At 67.1% G+C, this 18,215-nt stretch carries 16 protein-coding genes; 10 read left to right on the top strand and 6 right to left on the bottom strand.

Going from position 1 to position 18,215, the window contains the following annotated elements; genetic code table 11:
• Positions 1-13: 13 nt before the first annotated feature.
• Positions 14-505 (bottom strand): hypothetical protein, encoded by a 492-nt coding sequence (locus O3305_RS04715; protein ID WP_269575353.1) that lies wholly within the window; start codon positions 503-505, stop codon positions 14-16.
• Between the two features lie 179 nt (positions 506-684).
• On the opposite strand from O3305_RS04715, the gene O3305_RS04710 reads away from it, so the two are divergent.
• Together O3305_RS04710 and O3305_RS04705 are read left to right on the top strand one after the other, a co-directional pair.
• Positions 685-2,994, top strand: a complete 2,310-nt coding sequence (locus O3305_RS04710; RefSeq protein ID WP_269575352.1) for an ATP-dependent helicase — start codon at positions 685-687, stop codon at positions 2,992-2,994.
• A gap of 168 nt (positions 2,995-3,162) precedes the next feature.
• Positions 3,163-4,650, top strand: a complete 1,488-nt coding sequence (locus O3305_RS04705) for a serine hydrolase domain-containing protein (RefSeq protein ID WP_269575351.1) — start codon at positions 3,163-3,165, stop codon at positions 4,648-4,650.
• 14 nt (positions 4,651-4,664) lie between these two features.
• Here O3305_RS04705 and O3305_RS04700 read toward each other — a convergent pair whose 3' ends face one another.
• Positions 4,665-6,851, bottom strand: coding sequence for a putative bifunctional diguanylate cyclase/phosphodiesterase (locus O3305_RS04700; RefSeq protein WP_269575350.1), 2,187 nt, complete (start codon positions 6,849-6,851; stop codon positions 4,665-4,667).
• A 172-nt stretch (positions 6,852-7,023) separates the two neighbouring features.
• Here O3305_RS04700 and O3305_RS04695 point away from each other — a divergent pair, with 172 nt between their 5' ends.
• Positions 7,024-7,800 (top strand): hypothetical protein, encoded by a 777-nt coding sequence (locus tag O3305_RS04695; protein WP_269575349.1) that lies wholly within the window; start codon positions 7,024-7,026, stop codon positions 7,798-7,800.
• Here the strand turns inward: O3305_RS04695 and O3305_RS04690 are convergent.
• On the bottom strand, positions 7,797-8,468 hold the full coding sequence (locus O3305_RS04690) for a hypothetical protein (RefSeq protein WP_269575348.1): 672 nt from the start codon (positions 8,466-8,468) through the stop codon (positions 7,797-7,799). The genes O3305_RS04695 and O3305_RS04690 overlap by 4 nt on opposite strands.
• Positions 8,469-8,495: 27 nt before the next feature.
• Complete coding sequence (locus O3305_RS04685) at positions 8,496-8,834, bottom strand: WYL domain-containing protein (protein WP_269575347.1); 339 nt, start codon at positions 8,832-8,834, stop codon at positions 8,496-8,498.
• 256 nt (positions 8,835-9,090) lie between these two features.
• Here O3305_RS04685 and O3305_RS04680 point away from each other — a divergent pair, with 256 nt between their 5' ends.
• The 7 genes from O3305_RS04680 to O3305_RS04650 all read left to right on the top strand — a co-directional run bounded on the left by O3305_RS04680 (position 9,091) and on the right by O3305_RS04650 (position 16,123).
• Positions 9,091-9,621, top strand: a complete 531-nt coding sequence (locus O3305_RS04680) for a glycine zipper 2TM domain-containing protein (protein ID WP_269575346.1) — start codon at positions 9,091-9,093, stop codon at positions 9,619-9,621.
• A gap of 128 nt (positions 9,622-9,749) precedes the next feature.
• Positions 9,750-10,298, top strand: coding sequence for a hemerythrin domain-containing protein (locus O3305_RS04675; protein ID WP_269575345.1), 549 nt, complete (start codon positions 9,750-9,752; stop codon positions 10,296-10,298).
• A 182-nt stretch (positions 10,299-10,480) separates the two neighbouring features.
• On the top strand, positions 10,481-11,872 hold the full coding sequence (locus tag O3305_RS04670) for an MFS transporter (RefSeq protein ID WP_269575344.1): 1,392 nt from the start codon (positions 10,481-10,483) through the stop codon (positions 11,870-11,872).
• An 83-nt stretch (positions 11,873-11,955) separates the two neighbouring features.
• Positions 11,956-13,287, top strand: coding sequence for an MFS transporter (locus tag O3305_RS04665; RefSeq protein ID WP_269575343.1), 1,332 nt, complete (start codon positions 11,956-11,958; stop codon positions 13,285-13,287).
• The gene (gene cysK / locus O3305_RS04660; protein ID WP_269575342.1) at positions 13,284-14,204 is read left to right on the top strand and encodes a cysteine synthase A; all 921 of its coding nucleotides are present in this window, start codon (positions 13,284-13,286) and stop codon (positions 14,202-14,204) included. Before O3305_RS04665 ends, cysK begins: the two co-directional genes overlap by 4 nt.
• A 75-nt stretch (positions 14,205-14,279) precedes the next feature.
• A complete protein-coding gene (locus O3305_RS04655) occupies positions 14,280-14,591 on the top strand; it encodes a hypothetical protein (protein WP_269575341.1) in 312 nt (103 codons plus the stop codon).
• Between the two features lie 92 nt (positions 14,592-14,683).
• On the top strand, positions 14,684-16,123 hold the full coding sequence (locus O3305_RS04650) for a cell wall hydrolase (RefSeq protein ID WP_269575340.1): 1,440 nt from the start codon (positions 14,684-14,686) through the stop codon (positions 16,121-16,123).
• Between the two features lie 131 nt (positions 16,124-16,254).
• Here O3305_RS04650 and O3305_RS04645 read toward each other — a convergent pair whose 3' ends face one another.
• Together O3305_RS04645 and O3305_RS04640 are read right to left on the bottom strand one after the other, a co-directional pair.
• A complete protein-coding gene (locus O3305_RS04645; protein WP_269575339.1) occupies positions 16,255-17,703 on the bottom strand; it encodes a PH domain-containing protein in 1,449 nt (482 codons plus the stop codon).
• Positions 17,696-18,175 (bottom strand): PH domain-containing protein, encoded by a 480-nt coding sequence (locus tag O3305_RS04640; protein ID WP_269575338.1) that lies wholly within the window; start codon positions 18,173-18,175, stop codon positions 17,696-17,698. The genes O3305_RS04645 and O3305_RS04640 overlap by 8 nt, the downstream gene beginning before the upstream one ends.
• Between the last annotated feature and the right edge of the window lie 40 nt (positions 18,176-18,215).

Raw genomic sequence — 18,215 nt, 5'->3', positions numbered from 1 at the left:
GTGTCCATCGATTTCAGAAGCGCAGCTGCATATAGGCCTTGGGCCCCGGCTTGATCCCGCGATTGCCCCCCGGCGCGCTCATGAAGCCGCGTCCGCGCAGCCGCCGCAGCCAGGCGAAGCCCAGCTCGACCTTGTCCGACGCCTCGAAGCTCAGCCGCGCCCCGGCGTAATGGCGGGCATCGCGTACCATGCCGCGATCCGCATCGAAGCGCGGGGCCTGCGCCACGGCGCTCAGCCCCAGCCAGGTGTGCCCCAGCACTTCCTTCTGCACGGAAAAGCCATAAGAGGCCTTGGCCTCGTCCGCCCGCCAGGCTTCGCTCGGCTCGCGCACGGTCGCGCTGGTCCGCAGCCACAGGCCGGAGACATGCTCCTCGTTCTTCACCCGGATTTCCGGCCGCAGCACCAGATAGGCGGTCTGCGCCGCCGCAATCGCCTGAGCACATGCCGGCGCACAGGCGAAAACCGCCCCCGCCGCCGCAATCAGACTCGCCCCCCGAATCATCATTATCCCAGCTCCCCAGCTGCGGGATTTGGCCGCCAACCGATGGTTGACGGCAATTAGGTATTATTGCGGGTTTGTTGCAGGCGCTAGTGCATTGTTGCGATTGTATTTCCGATGCCTGTGCATAACTGCTCCTGCGCGCGGAGCTTGCGGCCGCCCAAAGCGTTCCCTAGCTGTTCGCCATGACCCTGCCCGTAGAGACCGACAATAACGCCCCCTATCTGAGCGGCCTGAACCCGCCCCAGCGCGAGGCGGTGCTCACTTCCGAAGGGCCGGTGCTCGTCCTCGCCGGCGCCGGCACGGGCAAGACCGCGGCGCTCACCGCCCGCCTCGCCCATCTGCTCTGGACGCGGCGCGCCTTCCCGTCCGAGATCCTGGCGGTCACCTTCACCAACAAGGCGGCACGCGAGATGAAGGAGCGCGTCGGCCGCCTCGTCGGCGCTGCGGTCGAGGGCATGCCCTGGCTCGGCACCTTCCATGCGATCGGCGCCAAGATGCTGCGCCGCCATGCCGAGCTGGTCGGGCTGCAATCGAACTTCACCATCCTCGATACCGACGACCAGCTCCGCCTGATCAAGCAGCTGATCCTCGCCGCCGATCTCGACGAGAAGCGCTGGCCCGCCCGCCAGCTCGCCGGGCTGATCGATGAATGGAAGAACAAGGGCCTGACCCCCGCCGAGATCGGCGCCGGCGAGTCCGAGCGCTATGCCAATGGCCGGGGCGCCGCGCTCTACTTTCTCTATCAGGAGCGGCTGAAGGCGCTCAACGCCTGCGACTTCGGCGACCTGCTGCTCCACATGCTGGTGATCCTCAAGACCCATCGCGACGTGCTGGAGAGCTATCAGCAGCGCTTCCGCTACATCCTGGTCGACGAATATCAGGACACCAACGCCGTCCAGTATCTCTGGCTGCGACTGCTCGCCCAGGAGCGCAAGAACATCTGCTGCGTCGGCGACGACGACCAGTCGATCTATTCGTGGCGCGGCGCGCTGGTGGAGAACATCCTCAAGTTCGAGAAGGATTTCCCCGGCGCCAAGGTGATCAAGCTCGAGCAGAATTACCGCTCGACGCCGCACATCCTCGCGGCGGCCAGTGGCGTGATCGCCAACAACAGCGGCCGCCTTGGCAAGACGCTCTGGACCGACAAGGACGAGGGCGAGAAGGTCAAGGTGCTCGGCGTATGGGACGGGCCCGAGGAGGCCCGCCGCGTCGGCGAGGAGATGGAAGGCCTCAATCGCGGCGGCAAGTCATTCGACGACATGGCGATCCTCGTCCGTGCCCAGCACCAGACCCGCGAGTTCGAAGACCGGTTCATCGCGATCGGCCTGCCCCACCGCATCCTGGGCGGCCAGCGCTTCTACGAGCGCATGGAGATCCGCGACGCCGTCGCCTATCTCCGCGTCATCGCCCAGCCGGCCGACGACCTCGCCTTCGAGCGCATCGTCAACACGCCCAAGCGCGGCCTGGGCGACAAGGCGCTGGCGAAGGTCCACCAATATGCCCGCGCGGCGCAGGTGCCGCTCACCGTGGCGGCGGCGCGCATCCTCGATACCGACGAACTGACGCCCCAGGCCCGCCGCGCGCTCGGCAACCTGGTCGGCGACATGGCGCGCTGGCGCTCCATGGGCAACGACCTCCAGCACCCGGATCTTGCCCGCATCGTCCTCGACGAGAGCGGCTATACCGCGATGTGGCAGGCCGATCGCACCGCCGAGGCCGCCGGGCGCCTGGAGAACCTCAACGAGCTCGTCCGCGCGATGGAGGAGTATGAGACACTCGGCGCCTTCCTCGAGCACGTCTCGCTTGTCATGGACAACGAGACCAATGCCGACGAGCCCAAGGTGACGATCATGACGATCCACGCCGCCAAGGGCCTGGAGTTCGACACGGTGTTCCTGGTCGGCTGGGAGGAAGGCATCTTCCCCTCGCAGCGCGCGCTCGACGAGGGCGGCAACGCGTCGCTGGAGGAGGAACGCCGCCTCGCCTATGTCGCGATCACCCGCGCGCGGCGAAAGGCCTTCATCCTCCACGCCGCCAATCGCCGCATCTACGGCCAATGGAACTCGTCGATCCCCAGCCGCTTCGTCGCCGAGCTGCCCGAGGCGCATATCGACAGCGAAAGCACGATGACCGGCGGCGCGAGCCTGTGGCAGGCGAACTGGAGCGAACGCAGCGACCCCTTCGCGGATGTGTCTCGCGGAACGGGAAGAGGCCCGGGCTGGCAGCGCGCCGCGGGCGTGGACATGAAAAACCCCGGCGGCAGCTTCACCTCCCGCACCTTCAACCGCGAACCCGCCCGCGTGGTGGAAAGCCGTGCGTCCGCCGTGAGCTTCGGCGCCAAGGCGCGCGACGACCTGTCGCTGGGCATGCGCGTGTTCCACCAGAAGTTCGGCTACGGCGTGATTGCCGAGATCGAAGGCAACAAGCTGGAGATCGACTTCGAGCAGGCCGGGCGGAAGCGGGTTATGGATAGTTTTGTGACGGTGGGGTAGTTTCTCCAGACCTTGAGGAAGGGATTTCCCTCAGGGTGATGAATCGTGCTTCCCCGCAAGGAGGCAGATTCCCCGGCTCCGCAAATCACCGCGTGTATTGCATAACCATTACACCCTTGACGCAGGTTGCGCTACAAATGTAGCCTCGTAGGCGAAAGGGATCAAACCATGCAGCACAACGCCTACCGACCCCGCCTCAACCGCCGCCAGCTCCTCGCGCTGATGCCCGCTACCGCCGGCGCCGCGCTCCTGCCCGGCTTCGCCCGTGCCGCAACCTCTGCCGACCCGGTACAGGCGCTGGTCGACGAGTTCGTGAAAAGCGGCAAGGCGCCGAGCGTGTCGGTCGCGGTGACCCGGGACGGGCGCACCCGCTTTCACCATGCCGGCATCGCCAATCGCGCCACCAGCACGCCGGCCAGCGAGCATATGGTCTATGAGATCGGCTCGATCTCGAAGACCTTCACCTCACTGATCCTGGCCCATGCGATCCGCGAAGGCCGGGCCCGGCTCGACGACGATGTCCGCAAATACCTCCCGGCGGGCTATGACAATCTGGTGCGCGACGGCCGTCCGGTGCGGCTGGCGGACATGGTCACCACCACTTCCGCTTTGCCCGACAATGTGCCCGACTGGATGGCCCGCTTCAGCAAGCTGCCGCCGAACGAGCTGGCCTTTGCGGTGGCGAAGCTGCTCGACGGCTATGACCAGCCGCAGTTCCTCGTCGATCTCAAGGGCGCGCAGCTGGTCGATATGCCCGGGCACCTGCCGCGCCACAGCAATGTCGCCTCGCAGCTCCAGGGCGTGGTCGTCGAGCGGATCTATGGCGCGCCCTATGATGCGCTGCTCGCCCGCTTCGTCGAGAAGCCGCTGGGCATGCGTGCCGGTGGGGCATCGGTGCCGCCCGCGCTGTTCGCCATCGGCTATGCCACGGACGGCACCGAACGACCCACGCTCGCAATGCCGGTGATCCGCGCCGCGGGCGGGCTGCATTATTCGGCGGCGGACATGGCGCGCTATCTCTCGGCCCAGATCGCCGCGACCGATCCCGCCATCGCCCTCACCCACCAGCCCCTGTTCGGCGCGCCGGGTGCCGGGCAGATCGGCTTCCACTGGGTGATCGGCAAGACGGCGGACAGCCAGACCTATCTGCGCCATTCGGGCGGGACGCTCGGCTTCTCCAGCTATTGCGACTTCTATCCGGCCCAGCGCTACGGCGTGGTCGTGCTCGCCAACAGCTCCGGCGCGCAGAGCACGGCGCAGGGGCTTGCCGATGCGATCCATGCGGCCTTGTTCGGGCCGCCCAAGGGGCTGGTGGCGCTCGAGGCCGCGCTCGAGAAGAGCGACTATGCCGATGTGCCCGGCACGATCGCGTCGATAAAGGCCCGCTTCCCGGAACTGCACCTCAACGAGGATTTGGTGAACGCCTGGGGCTATCGCCTGCTGCGCGACAAGCGTCCGGCGGCGGCGCGAGGCATCTTCGCCTGGAACGTGTCGGCCTATCCCGACAGCTGGAACGCGCATGACAGCCTGGCGGAAGCGCTGGCCGAGGCGGGCGACAGGCCCGGCGCGATCGCGGAGTATCGCCGCTCGCTCGAGCTCAATCCGGGCAACGACAATGGCAGGGAGGTTCTGGAAAAGCTGCAGAAACAGCCCTGAGCGACCGGGCGGCGTTAGACCTCGATCCCGTTCCACTCGGTGGTGGTGTGGAAGGCGGGCAGCGCCAGCCCCTCCTCCGTCTTGGCGACGAGATTGTGGCCCTGCTGCTGCAGCCCGGCCTCGCCAAGCACCTTGGGCGAGACCCGGTGCCGGGTAGTGAGCGCGCCGTTGCTGTCCTCGACCAGCGGCTGCTCGAACTCGATGCCCTGCTGGTGCTGCAGGGCGCGGCGGACGATGGCGACGACCATCTGGCCCTCGCCAAGGTCGACGACGAACTGAGTGCCCTCCGGCACATCGACAATGCCCTCGATCAGGGCGCCCGAGGCGGAGACGTTCTTGAGAACGGCGGGGTAGTAGTGATTGTCGTGGATCACGCCGACCTTGCGGAAGGTGGTGTGGCGGATGTGGCGCTGGCGGGCAGGCCCCTGGGGCTTGAGTACCCATTTGCCGTTCTCGAGGTGCTTGGCGAGGTCGGCCGCGGCAACGGCGCCGCTGTAGAGGAAGCCCTGGATATGGCTGACGTTCAGCCGACGCATGGTCTCGAGCTGGTCGAAACTCTCGATGCCCTCGGCGGTGGTTTCCATGCCAAGGGCATTGGCCAGCGCGACGATGGCGGCGATGATCGCCTGGTTGCGGGCCCCTTCCTCAGTGGTACCGCGGACGAAGCTCTGGTCGATCTTGATCTTGTCGAACGGCGCGCTCTTCAGATAGCCGAGCGAGGAATAGCCGGTGCCGAAATCGTCGAGCGCCAGCCGGACGCCGAGCCGCTTGAGCGCGGCAAAGCGGGCGTCGGTCTCGGCGGTTTCGCCGAGGAACACGCTTTCGGTGATCTCCAGCTCGAGCCGCTCCGCCTTGAGCCCGGAATTGGCGAGCGCGCTCATCACGATGGCGGGCAGCGCCTCGCTGGCGAACTGGATCGGTGAGACGTTGACCGCGACGCGCAGCTCGCCGGGCCATTTGGCGGCGTCCATGCAGGCCTGGCGCAAGGTCCACTCGCCGAGCTGCGGGATCAGGTTGGCGTCCTCGGCGATCGGGATGAAGATCGCCGGCGAGATCCGCCCGCGCTTGGGATGGTTCCAGCGCAGCAGCGCCTCGAAACCGGTGACGTCTTCGCTGCGGGCGCTGAGGATCGGCTGGTAATGGACCGCGAGCTCGCCGTTGGAGAGCGCGTCGATCAGGTCCTGCTCGAGCAGCCGGCGGTCCTCGGCGACCTGGAGCAGGTCGGACGAGAAGAAGCGTGCCCGGCCGCGCCCGGCCCCCTTGGCAGCATAGAGCGCGAGGTCGGCATTGCGGACCAGCTCGTCGCTGGTGCTGGCGTCGAACGGGCTCACCGCGATGCCGATCGAGGCACCGATCAGGCAGCGGCTGCCGTTGATCGTATAGGGGTGCGACAGCGACTCGATGATGCGGTTGGCAAGGTCGGAGATGCCGACCCGGTTATGCGCATCGGGCAGGATCACCTGGAACTCGTCGCCGCCCATCCGGGCGATCTGTTCGGAATTGCCGACGATGGTCGCAAGCCGCTCGGCGACCTGCTTGAGCAGCGCATCGCCGACCGGATGGCCAAGGCTGTCGTTGATTGCCTTGAACCGGTCGAGGTCGATCAGCATCAGCGCGCAGGCGCGCTCCTGGCTGCGAAAGGCGGCGATGGTGCTGTCGAGCAAATTGCCCATCCGCCGCCGGTTGGGCAGGCCGGTGAGCGGATCATACATGGCGAGCCGGATGCTCTCGCGGGTGGCGCGCTGTTCCTTGGTCACGTCGACGCCGTGACCGAGATAGCCGGAGAACCCCCCGCGACTGTCGCGTGCCGGCTGGCCGGAGAGCGCCCACCAGCGCTCCTCGCCGACAATGTCGACCAGCAGCGGGATCGCGTCGAAACGGGCCTGGCGGGCCATCTGGAAGGGCATGGTGCGACGGCGCTCGGCGTCCGCTTCGTCATTCGGGTTCTTGAACAGCGACACCAGATCCTGGCCGATCAGCGCATCGCCGGTCTGGCCAAGCGAGCGAGCGGCGCCCTCGCTGATATAGGTGATCCGGCCTTCGGCGTCGGTCGCCCAGAACCAGCCGAGGTTCATGGCCTCGTAGTTGCGGAACAGGCGGAGATGTTCGGCGGCAAGCGGGTCCGGGCCATTCCGGCGCATGAACGGGATGGCCGTGCCGTTCCCGATCGCCCTCGCCGCCCCGACACCCGTACCGCTCATTCCGCCTCGCCCGAGATTTACACCAATCCGGATGGGTTCCTACGCGTGGACCCTTTAGGTTGTGTGAAGGCGGGGCCCCGGAAAACTCGCTCGCGGACGGAAATCGGCGTGGGCGAGCGCATTGATGCGGGGTAAGAACGAGGCCGAAACACCCCCGAAAGGACCTGGACGCATGCGCCTGATGCTGACCGCCCTGCTCGCTACCACCATGCTTGCCGTGCCTGCCTTCGCGCAATCCTCTCCTTCCGACGTCGCCGACCTGGTCGGTGCCCGCGCGGCGGGCGGCGAGACGCAGCTCGAGGCGCGTGGCTATGCCTTCGTCACCGTGAACACCGTCCGCGACACGAAATGGTCGCTCTGGTGGAGCGGTCGCCAGCGCCAGTGCATCCAGGTGGCGACCAGTGAGGGGCGCTATTCGGTGATCCAGCGGGTGCCCGACGCGAACTGCCAGGGTGGCGGCGGCCAGCCCCAGCGCCCCGACTATGGCCCGCCGCGCCCGGACTATGGCAACGCCCCGGGTGGCGGCGACCGCTATGGTCCCTCGATCACTCTGGTCTGTTTCGGCGGCGGCAGCGCCCCCTCCGCGCAGTATCAGTCAGGCTATGTCTATAATTCGCGCAGTCACCGCTTCGAGCCGCAATATGGGACGACGCTCGGTCGCGAGGGTTTCGCGTCCGACCTGCAGATCGAGATCTGGCATGGCCGTGGCCGCATCCGGCCCGAGGGCAAGCTGGTCTCGCCGATCCACAGCGGCGGCGACAATGGCTGGTGGGACATCCAGAACCTGGTCGTCACCCCGGATCGCATCACTGGCGAATATCGCATGAACGGGTTGAACAAGCCGAAGTTCGAGATCGACCGTCGCAGCGGCATCATTCGCATCCGGGCCGCAACCAACTTCACGGGGCGGTGCGATGCAGGGGACTGGCGCGGGGGTGGCGGCTTCTAGGCCAGCAGGGCGGCGAGCAGCACGAACAGGATCACGCACTCCACCATCGTCATCGTGGCGATACCGAAGCCGCGAAGCTTCGAGACGGCCAGGGTGCGTGCGAACCACAGCGTCTGCAGCGAGCCATACCAGAGGAAGGCGGCAAGGATGATCGCGAGCCCGGCGCTGCGGAAGGCCGGGCCTCCCGGCATCTGCGTCGCGAGCGACCCGATCCCGAGCACCAGCGCGAACACGCCGGCGGGATAGCATTGCGCATAGAATAGAGGCTTCAGGCTGTCCCGGGTCAGCGGCGCCTTCTGCCGGCGCAGCAGCGCGACTGCCATGATCAGCGGAAAGATCGCGAAGAAGAGCAGCCGCATCAACAGCAGGCTGGTATCGTCGCTGATCAGTCCCGACAGTCCGCGCTTGTCCGCCACGATCGAACTTTGCCCGACAAGTGCCAGTTCGATCGTGTGGCTGAGCAGCAGCGTGAGCAGCAGGAAGATCGGCGGGCTGAGCACATCAGGATATTGCTGCTCGGCCGTGTCCTCCAATTCGCTGTCGGCATAGGCCATCATCACGAACGGGTGCCGGATCGTCCGCCACAGGGTGATCGGATAGAAGACCAGCCAGGTGATGATCTCGTACAGCAGGTCGTCGAGCGACTTGAGGAACTGCATGAAGTTCATGGGGCCGTTTCAGCACAGCCCCGGAGATCAGGCCACCGCCATCAGGGTCTCGCCCTGATATTTCTCCAGACTGGGATCGAACAGCGCGCTCTTGACGAAATCCCGGTCGGTCACGGTCATCCCGGTCAATCCGTCGAGCTTGAAGGTGCCGATCTTCTCCTCGCGCGGCGGCGCGCCTTCCTTGAGCACCACCACACCATCTACATGCAGCGCGTCATGGCGGGTGTAGAGGATGTGCGGCGCCAGGATCATCGCCGTGCGATTATACGTCACGGACAGGCATTTCTGGCGCACGATCCCTTCCAGCACCATCGGCGTGGTCGGAGCGGGAGCGGCGGTGGAATCGGTTTCATTACTCAACAGCATGGGGCCTTATGGCAACTCTTGCTGCGCCGCAGCAAGCTTTTGGCGTTCAGTGCAGGCTTTCCGGCTTCAAATCGGCCAATCCGTCTATCGGTTCCGTGCCAACTATCAAAGGCCGATCGGGTTTCGCGCTGGTGCGTTCTGCCGCACTTCATTACGGTTCCGTCGTATCTGCATCGTCCGTTCAGCCCGGCTTCACGCGGATGTCCGGAACGTTTCAGCGCCCCCGGCCGTATGGGCCTTCGGGAAGGAGAATAACATGAAGCATCTGGTAACCCTCGCCGCAGTCGCAGCGGCCAGCCTGGCGGTCGCGACGCCGGCGATGGCACAGCGCGCGCCCATCTACGCGCAGGACGAGGAAGCGCGTTTCGATGCGGCGCAGCAGCGTTTCGAGCGGGAATATGACCAGTTCCAGCAGGCGCTCGAGCGCTACCGCGCCTACAAGCAGCGTCCGGTGGCACCACCGCCTCCGCCCCGTGGCGGCTATTCGGGCTATGACCCGCGCGACGACGAATATTATGATGCCGCCCGCGATTATCGCGCGCCGCCGCCCGGCTACCAGGAGCGCGTCCTGACCCAGGACGACCGCATCTATCGCGGCAATGACGGCAAATATTATTGCAAGCGCTCGGACGGCACGACCGGCCTGATCGTCGGTGCCGCGGCGGGCGGCCTGTTCGGCAACGTGATTGCAGGCGGCCGTTCCAAGACCGTCGGCACGCTGCTCGGCGCGATCGCCGGCGGCGCGCTCGGCAGCTCGGTGGACCGCGACCAGGTTCGCTGCCGCTGACGTTCCGGAGGCCCTGTCGCACCTGCGGCGGGGCCTCCGTAGCTTCCCCAATAGGGTTAGCTCCTGAGCCGCGATTTCACCCCTGGACAGGCATACTGCGCCAAAATGGGGGAATGAGGAGTCGCGTAATGCCCGTGGAGCGTGTGCTGAGACAGCACAGCCACATTCTTGCCAATGCCGATGCGCTGGAGACGATGGTTTCCGGGCCGCGGCCTGCCAGTGTCGACGGGCTGGGATTCCGCCGCTGGATGTTCACCCGCGACCTTCTGATGCATTTCGCGAAGATGGAGGGCCAAGTTTATGGTCCCCTGATGGATGGCCTGGGCGGCGAAGTTGCGCAAGCGGCCAGCCAGGCGAGCGCGGAGACGGCGGCACTGGTCGCGGATTTCCGCGAGCATGTCACCCGCTGGCACGGTTTGCCCAGCGAGGCGCAGTGGGAAACCTATGCGCGCTCGATCCGCTGGCTGATGGGGCGCATCCGCGAGCGAATCGAGCGCGAGGCGGCCGATATCCTGCCGTTGATGCACCAGCTTCCCACGAACGACGAAGGCGCATGCCCCGGCAAGCCGGATCATCGCTACGTCGCCGATGCGTGGGAGATCCGTGAGCTGATCTTCACCGGCAACAATCTTGTCATCGAGAACGGTGCGGGCCGGAACAAGACCGACCCAGCCTGATCGGCCTAGTGCCAGAACAGCAGGATAAGCAGGATGATCGGGATCGGAATGCCCAGCAGCCACAACAGGATGCCCTTGCCCATCAGTCTCTCCAAGTCTTTGGTTTAGATTGCGAAACAACCCATTTGGGTAAGGAAGAGTTCCCGCTGGAACCCGACGCACTGTTGCGGCACTGAACGGCGATGACCGATGGCCTCCCCCAGCCCCGCCGCACCCTGGCCATCGCTGCCGTTTCGTTCGGATCGGCATTGGTGGTGATCGACGGCGCCATCGCGACCGTGGCTCTGCCCACCATCGCCCGCGACCTGCACATCGAGAGCTCTGCCGCGGTCTCGATCGTGACGGTCTACCAGCTCGTGCTGGTCATGCTGCTGCTGCCGCTTGCCGGACTGGGCGAGCGGATTGGCCTGAAGCGGATGTACCAGACCGGGCAGCTCGTCTTCACCGTCGCGACGGTCCTTTGCTTCTTCGCCAAGAGCCTGCCCTTCCTGCTCATTGTCCGCGCCGCGCAGGCGGCGGGTGCGGCGGCGGCGCTCAGCGTATCTTCGGCGCTGATCCGCCAGATCTATCCGGCCAAGCATCTTGGGCGCGGGCTGGGCATCAACTCGGTGGTGGTTTCCAGCTCGGCCGCGCTTGCGCCCACCCTGGGCGGGCTCGTGCTGGCCATTGGCCCCTGGCCCTGGGTTTTTGCCTCCGCCGTGCCTTTCGCCATCGCCAGCCTGTTGTTCGGCCGTGCCTTGCCTGGGAGCGAGCCGCGTGACGAGCCGTTCGACGTGCTGGGTGCGTTGCTCTGCGCCGGCATGTTCGGGTTGGTGATCGGCGGGCTGGAAAGTGCCGTGCACGGCGACAGCCCGGTGGTCTCCGGCGCGGTGGTGATCGCAGGCGCGACGATCGGCCTGCTGTTCGTCCGGCGGGAATTGCGCGAGCCCAAGCCGATCTTGCCGGTCGATCTGCTGGCGCGTCCGGTGCTCGCCTTGTCGGTGGTCGGAGCCTTCACTGCGTTCATCGCGACGATGACGCTGCTGCTTTCCCTCCCCTTCCGGCTCCAGCACGGCTATGGCTTCGCGCCTTCCGAAGTCGGCGCGGTGATCGCGCCCTGGCCGCTCACAACGATGATCGTCGCGCCGCTCGCCGGCTCGCTGTCCGATCGCTATCCGGCGGGTGCGCTCGGCGCGATCGGCATGGTGGTCGCGGTAACCGGATTGATCTTCCTCGCCTTCCTGCCCGTGGAACCGACGTGGTTCGATATCGCCTGGCGGATGTCGCTCACGGGGGCCGGCTTCGGCATGTTCCTGTCGCCCAATGCCCGGCTGATCATCGGCTCGGCGCCGATCGATCGGGCCGCGGCGGCAGGCGGGCTGGTCTCCACGACGCGGATGGTGGGACAGACGACCGGCGCGACGCTGGTGGCCGCGCTGCTGGCGCTGAGCATCGGCGGCGGAACGGTACCTGCCCTTGTCGCTGCCGGGCTGGCGACCATTGCCGGATTGTGCAGCTTCGCGCGGCTGCGCCCCGCGATCCGCAACCCGCGCAGTGCCGAGACCGAGGACGTCCAGCCGGCAAAGCTGCGCTGATCGGGCATATCTTGATGTGATTGGCGGCCGCGCCTGCAATCGTTCGTTGCGGTTCCGTCGCGGAAGGGCCTAGAGGCGCTTCCATGGCCGCCGAAGCAACGCATCCATTCGCCGTTCCCAACTTCCGCTATTATTTCCTGGCGCGCCTCTCGGCCACGCTCGGGCAGATGGCGATGGTGATCGTGATCGGCTGGCAGGTCTATGACATCGCCCGGCGGACGATGACGGTGAAGGAGGCGGCGTTTCAACTCGGGCTGATCGGCGTCGCGCAGTTCCTGCCCCTGCTCTTCCTCTCGCTGTTCGCCGGCTGGGTCGCGGACCGGCTTGACCGGCGCTGGATCGCCCGAGCCTCGGTGGCGCTCGAAGCATTCTGCGCGATCAGCCTGGGTGTGCTGACCTATACCGACACGATCAGCCTGCCGGCCCTGTTCGGCATTGCCGCGCTGCTCGGTGTCGCCCGCGCCTTTGCCAGCCCGGCACTGAGCGCGCTCTCGCCCAACCTGGTGCCCAAGGCGATCCTGCCGACCGCGATCGCGCTGAGCTCGCTCTCCTGGCAGATCGGCACCGTGATCGGGCCGGCGATGGGCGGCTATCTCTATGCAGCGGCGGACTGGCTCTCCTATGCGGTGGCGGGAGGACTGTTCCTGCTGTCCTTGGTCATGCTCATGCTGATCGGACCCGTGCCGCGTACCGTGCGCAAGTTCAGCGGCAGCCCCTGGGCGCAGATGGTCGACGGGTTGCATTATGTCCGGCGGAACCGGCTCGTGCTCGGCGCGATCTCGCTCGACCTGTTCGCGGTGCTTCTCGGCGGCGCGACGGCGATGCTGCCCGTCTATGCCCGCGACATCCTCGAGGTCGGCTCGGCCGGACTCGGGCATCTGCGCGCGGCGCCGGCGGTGGGTGCGGTGCTGACGGCGGTGTTCTTCTCCTGGCGTCCGCTCAAGAGCGATGTGGGCGTGAAGATGCTGCTCGCGGTGGCGCTGTTCGGCTTCGCAACGGTGATCTTCGGCCTCTCGGCGCCCTTGCTGGTGCCGGTGCTGGGGCCGAGCGCAATCGGGCATGATACCGCTCCGGCGGTATTGATCGCATTGTTCGCGTTGTTCGTGCTCGGCGCAGCCGACATGGTCTCGGTCTATGTTCGCCAGTCGCTGATCCAGCTCTATACGCCGGACGAGATGCGTGGCCGGGTCGGTGCGGTTTCCACCCTGTTCATTTCGGGCTCGAACGAGCTGGGCGAGGCCGAATCAGGCTTTCTCGCCGCGCTCATCGGTCCGGTCGCCGCTGTGGTTGGCGGCGGCATCGGCGCGATCCTTGTCACGATCGCCTGGGCCAAGCTATTTCCGGAGTTGAGGCGGGCTCGAACCTTCGATCCTCCGGCCAATCTTGAGATTCCTCCCAAGGAGATGACGACATGAAGGCCAATACGATCCTCGAAACGATCGGCAACACGCCGCACATCCGGGTGAGCAAGCTGTTCCCGGACGCGGAAGTCTGGATCAAGTCCGAGCGCACCAACCCGGGCGGCTCCATCAAGGACCGCATCGCGCTGGCGATGATCGAGGCCGCCGAGAAGGACGGCAGCCTGCAGCCGGGCGGCACGATCGTGGAGCCGACCAGCGGCAATACCGGCGTCGGCCTGGCGATGGTCGCGGCGGTTAAGGGCTACAAGCTGATCCTGGTGATGCCCGAGAGCATGAGCCTTGAGCGCCGCCGCCTGATGCTCGCCTATGGCGCGACCTTCGACCTGACGCCGCGCGAAAAGGGCATGAAGGGCGCGATCGAACGAGCCATGGAGATCGTCGAGACGACTCCGGGCGCCTGGATGCCGCAGCAGTTCGAGAACCCGGCGAACATCGACGTGCATCACCGCACCACGGCGCAGGAGATCCTCAACGACTTCGCCGACACTCCGATCGACGTGGTGATCACCGGTGTCGGCACCGGGGGCCATATCACGGGCGTTGCCGAGACGCTCAAAAAGGCCTGGCCGAATGTGAAGGTCTATGCGGTCGAGCCCGAGCTTTCGCCGGTGATCTCGGGCGGCCAGCCCGGCCCGCACCCGATCCAGGGCATCGGCGCGGGCTTCGTGCCGCGCAATCTCCACACCGATGCGATCGACGGCGTGATCAAGGTCGATGCCGGTGTCGCCAAGGACATGGCGCGCCGTGCCGCAAGGGAGGAAGGTATGCTGGTCGGCATCTCCTCTGGGGCGACTCTGGCCGCGATCCTGCAGAAATTGCCCGATCTTCCGGAGGGCGTCCGGGTGCTTGGGTTCAATTATGATACAGGTGAGCGCTATTTGAGCGTTCCAGACTTCCTTCCGGAGAGCTGAGGCACTGGAATTAACTCCCGATTAACGCTAGTTTTCCCGAGTCGGGGAAAACGTCGTTTCCGGGGGGAATTCGTCGTGCGTAATGCAATGATCCTGGTGAGCGTGATGCTTGCCATTTATCTGGGGTGGCCGCTGGCTTTCGGGGGGAAGCAGCGCGGGCTGGAAACGCCGGCCGAAGCGCGCGGTGTGGCGGCCGCCCCAGTCTCCGCCATCAAGCACAAGCCGGTGGCGCTGGCGGCCGCGGCGCCGGCGCGCCCGGAGAGCTGCTACAAGCGCTACCAGCGTGAAGTGAAGCTCTGCATCGGCGAGAGCACCGCGGCGGCCTGCAAACTGGGTGCGGCGGACCATTGGGATATGTGCGAGGCCACCGGCTTCTGGCCGGACTAAGCCCCGCCGTCCCACGCTGAGCCGAAGCCTGCGGCGTTTCGGCGCCGCAATGGTTCCAACCTGCGTGCTTCTGCGTTATGGGCGGCGACCCCATGGCGACCCTTTCCTTTCCTCGCAGCTTTGCAGGCTCTTCGCGCCCCGTCTCGCCCGTGCTCGTGGCGATGCTCGGGCTTGTCATGCTCCTGGCGATCGCGGGGCCGGTCTGGCTCGTCGCGCACACGCCTCGGACCGTCATCGGCAAGGCCAAGGCGCCGGTGAAGGTCTCGCACCGGGTGGTGCCCAAGGACGAGTTGCCGGCCGTAGAACCGGTCGAGCTGCAGGTCGTCACGCCCGATGACGCGCGGGCGTGGAACGCCTCGGTGCCCTTCTCCACCCTGCCCAACCCCGCCGCCCGGCCGTTCAATATCTTCGGCGCCGAGGACAGCCGCGAACGTGCGGTCGATTGCCTGGCTGCCGCGGTCTATTACGAGGCCGGCGACGATGCCGTGGGGGAAAAGGCCGTGGCGCAGGTGATCATCAACCGCGCGAGGCATCCCGCTTTCCCGAAAACCATCTGCGGCGTCGTGTTCCAGGGATTCGAACGCTCGACCGGCTGCCAGTTCACTTTCACCTGTGACGGGGCGATGCTGCGCTATACGCCGACCGCCGCGGCCTGGGAGCGGGCGCGCTATGTCGCCCGCAGCGCGCTGACCGGATCGGTGTACAAGCCCGTCGGCCACGCCACCCATTACCACACCGACTGGGTCGTCCCCTATTGGAGCGCCAGCCTGGAGAAGATCACCGAGGTCCATACCCACCTGTTCTTCCGCTGGAGCGGCTGGTGGGGCACTCCCCCCGCCTTCAACCGGACCTATGCCGGCGTCGAGCCGAACATCGGCCTGATGGCCCGCCTGTCCCCCGCCAACTTCAAGAGCGACCCGGCACTCGACGCATTGCTGCCCGGCGCGGCGGGCGGCGACGGCGCGTTCATCGACCCCGCATCGATCCCGACCAGCGCGATCCCCGCGCCGATGGCGGTCGAAGGCGGCGGCGAATCGAACAACTTCATGCTCACCCTGCCCGCCGGCATGAACCCCGACGCCTTCGCCGCGCTCGCCATCCGCACCTGCGGCGAGCGCCCCTATTGCAAGTTCATGGCCTGGGCCGACCCCAAGCAGACCCCGGCGAAGCTGCCGCTCGGCAGCAGCCAGGTGGCGACCATGTCGTTCAGCTACCTGCGCGACGAGGCGCAGGGCTTTGCGAAGGCGCTGTGGAACTGCCAGCAGTTCCGCCGCCCGAGCCCGGTCCAGTGCATGCGCGCCCAGATCGCCGCCGCCCCCGAGGCAGCTCCCGCGCCCGCCGCGACGCCGCTGCCCGGCGCCGGCCCGCTCAGCGCGCCCGCGCCGCTGGCCGGGGTGCGCCGCAAGGTCGACGCGGTCGCCCCGCCGGCGACCGCGCCTGCCAATGTACCGGCCCAGGGCAAGGGTGCGGTGAGCTTCAGCCTGCCGGTGCCCCGGCCCTCGCCGACCCCGCGGCCGACGCCCGTTCCCTGACCGGTTGAAAGAGCGGCCGGCGCGAGGCCGGCCCGGTCAGCGGAACATCTGAAATCCTACATTGCAAGGGAGGAAGCCTCCTTCCTGCTCCCCTCCCTTCCAGGGAGGGGAAACAAGGGCGGAAATTCAGGCTAATCCACCTTCGCCGCCAGCGCTTCGGCCAGCGCCAGCGCGGCATCGAGCGGGGCGTCGCTGACATTGGGGCGATGCCAGCCGCTTGCGCCCGCGGTGTCCACCGAGACCGTCGCCACGCCGAGCCAGCGCTGGAGCAGGCCCTGGCGCACGGTGAGCGTCTGGATCGAGTCGAAGGGCACCACCCAGTCGCGCTGGGACAGCACGCCGCGCATCACCTGCAGGCTGGTGTCGCGCAGCGCATAGCGATGATGCGCGCGCTGGAAGAGCGCGACGATCACGGGGACCGGCACGAGCAACAGCCCCCACCAGAGCAGCGGCAGGAACCAGCCCGCGATGGCGAAGACCAGCGCGACCGGCATGCCGTGGCGCAGCGCCGAGCGGAGGATATGGGCCGGGGCGACCGGGCGCAGGCCGACGCGCTCGAAGGTCGGCAGCGGTGTGGCGGCGAGCACCTCCGCCGCTTCCTCCTTCGTGGCGAAGGGCGCGAGCCCCTGGCGGCCCGAGGGATCGGTGCTGCCGCCGAGCGTCTGCACCTCGACGCTGTTCCAGCCCAGCCGCCCGGAGATCATGCCGCGATGGACCAGCCCGAGCTGGATGCGGCGATCGGCGATGACGACTTCCGAGCGGGTGAGCAGCCCGCGCACCCGGCGGAAGCGCCCGGCTTCATGCGTGAGCGTGAAGCCATAGTCGCGCAACAGGGTGCGGACGATGCCGGCGACCAGGCTGACCAGCAGCGCAAGCCCCGCGACCAGCACCAGCGCGACGATGCTGAACCGCGCGACGGCGACGCGCTGGGCTTCGCCGAACAGCTCCTCCCAATCGAGCTGGAGGATCTCGCCGAGATAATGGAGGCCGCCATAGATCGCGGCGATCCAGACGAGCGAGAAGCCGAACACCCCCTCGATCAGCACGCGGCCGAGCGACATGGCGAAGACCGTGCGGCGCTCCGGGGCAGGTTCCGGCGCGGCGGCATCGCCGGCCTGCACCGCGGCGGCGGGCGTGTGGCTGCGGAGCAAGGCGCGCAGCCGCTCGGCCTCGGCGACCGAGACGCTGTCGAGATGGGCCTCCTCCTTCTCGCCGCCGCCGGTCTCCAGCTTGACCAGCGCCAGGCCGACGATCCGGGCGAACGGGCCGCGCTCGATCGAGACGTCCTGGATGCGCGCGCGCGGGATCGAGCGGCGGCTGCGGCGCAATACGCCCTGCTGGATCAGCACTTCCTCCGCGCCGATCCGGTAGGTGAAGCACCACCAGTCGAGAAAGGTCATCAGGATCACGGCGGCCGCGATCGCGCCGAAGGCCCCGAAGGCCAGCACCGGATGGAATTCCTTGCCGGCAAAGCCCAGCGCCAGCGGCGGGACGACGAGCGTCGAGGGCGCGCGCTTGATGAAGCGCAGGATCACGGTGAGGACGTGCAGCCGCTGGGGCCGCGCTTCGGCCTCAGTCATGCGCGGCGCTGCCGATGCGCTCGCGGATCGTGTCGCGGATTGCCTCGGCGGTGGCGCGGGCGACGCCGGGCAGGATCACGACATTGTCGTCGGTGCCGGCGGTATGGAGGACAAGGGTGGCGACCTTGAACAGCCGCTCCAACACATCTTGCTGGACGTCGATATGTTGGACGCGCAGCACCGGCACGATCGTGTGGACCCGGGTGAACAGGCCATGCTCGACATGGAGCTCGGTGCCGGTGAAGGCATAGCCCCAGCGGCGCCAGCGGCGCGGCGGCGCGAGCACGACCATCCACAGCGCGAGAAGGATGACCGGGGCGAGGAACAGGCCCGGCATGGGGAGGTTCGGCACGAACCACTCGGCCGCCCCGGCTGCCACCAGCAGGACGATCGCGTTGCGCAGCGCGCGCAGGCGGATCACGTGAAGCTGCCCACGCTCGAGCGGCGTGAGCGGTACGATGGCCAAGGTCATGAAAACACTATCGCCTTCCCGGGGGATGGCTCAAGTGTAT

This window comes from Sphingomonas sp. NIBR02145 (assembly GCF_027359115.1).
In the GTDB taxonomy this organism is placed as follows: Bacteria; Pseudomonadota; Alphaproteobacteria; order Sphingomonadales; family Sphingomonadaceae; genus Sphingomonas; species Sphingomonas kyeonggiensis_A.
This window is presented reverse-complemented; position numbering and strand designations above follow the sequence as displayed.

What these genes read in the sequence shown, in the direction of transcription:
- O3305_RS04650 (WP_269575340.1), top strand. Translation starts at nt 14,684, where the DNA reads ATGGCGACCCTTTCCTTTCCTCGCAGCTTTGCAGGCTCTTCGCGCCCC.
- cysK (WP_269575342.1), top strand. Translation starts at nt 13,284, where the DNA reads ATGAAGGCCAATACGATCCTCGAAACGATCGGCAACACGCCGCACATC.
- O3305_RS04690 (WP_269575348.1), bottom strand. Translation starts at nt 8,468, where the DNA reads ATGAACTTCATGCAGTTCCTCAAGTCGCTCGACGACCTGCTGTACGAG.
- O3305_RS04700 (WP_269575350.1), bottom strand. Translation starts at nt 6,851, where the DNA reads ATGAGCGGTACGGGTGTCGGGGCGGCGAGGGCGATCGGGAACGGCACG.
- O3305_RS04680 (WP_269575346.1), top strand. Translation starts at nt 9,091, where the DNA reads ATGAAGCATCTGGTAACCCTCGCCGCAGTCGCAGCGGCCAGCCTGGCG.
- O3305_RS04715 (WP_269575353.1), bottom strand. Translation starts at nt 505, where the DNA reads ATGATGATTCGGGGGGCGAGTCTGATTGCGGCGGCGGGGGCGGTTTTC.
- O3305_RS04645 (WP_269575339.1), bottom strand. Translation starts at nt 17,703, where the DNA reads ATGACTGAGGCCGAAGCGCGGCCCCAGCGGCTGCACGTCCTCACCGTG.
- O3305_RS04640 (WP_269575338.1), bottom strand. Translation starts at nt 18,175, where the DNA reads ATGACCTTGGCCATCGTACCGCTCACGCCGCTCGAGCGTGGGCAGCTT.
- O3305_RS04670 (WP_269575344.1), top strand. Translation starts at nt 10,481, where the DNA reads ATGACCGATGGCCTCCCCCAGCCCCGCCGCACCCTGGCCATCGCTGCC.
- O3305_RS04705 (WP_269575351.1), top strand. Translation starts at nt 3,163, where the DNA reads ATGCAGCACAACGCCTACCGACCCCGCCTCAACCGCCGCCAGCTCCTC.
- O3305_RS04695 (WP_269575349.1), top strand. Translation starts at nt 7,024, where the DNA reads ATGCGCCTGATGCTGACCGCCCTGCTCGCTACCACCATGCTTGCCGTG.
- O3305_RS04665 (WP_269575343.1), top strand. Translation starts at nt 11,956, where the DNA reads ATGGCCGCCGAAGCAACGCATCCATTCGCCGTTCCCAACTTCCGCTAT.
- O3305_RS04710 (WP_269575352.1), top strand. Translation starts at nt 685, where the DNA reads ATGACCCTGCCCGTAGAGACCGACAATAACGCCCCCTATCTGAGCGGC.
- O3305_RS04685 (WP_269575347.1), bottom strand. Translation starts at nt 8,834, where the DNA reads ATGCTGTTGAGTAATGAAACCGATTCCACCGCCGCTCCCGCTCCGACC.
- O3305_RS04675 (WP_269575345.1), top strand. Translation starts at nt 9,750, where the DNA reads ATGCCCGTGGAGCGTGTGCTGAGACAGCACAGCCACATTCTTGCCAAT.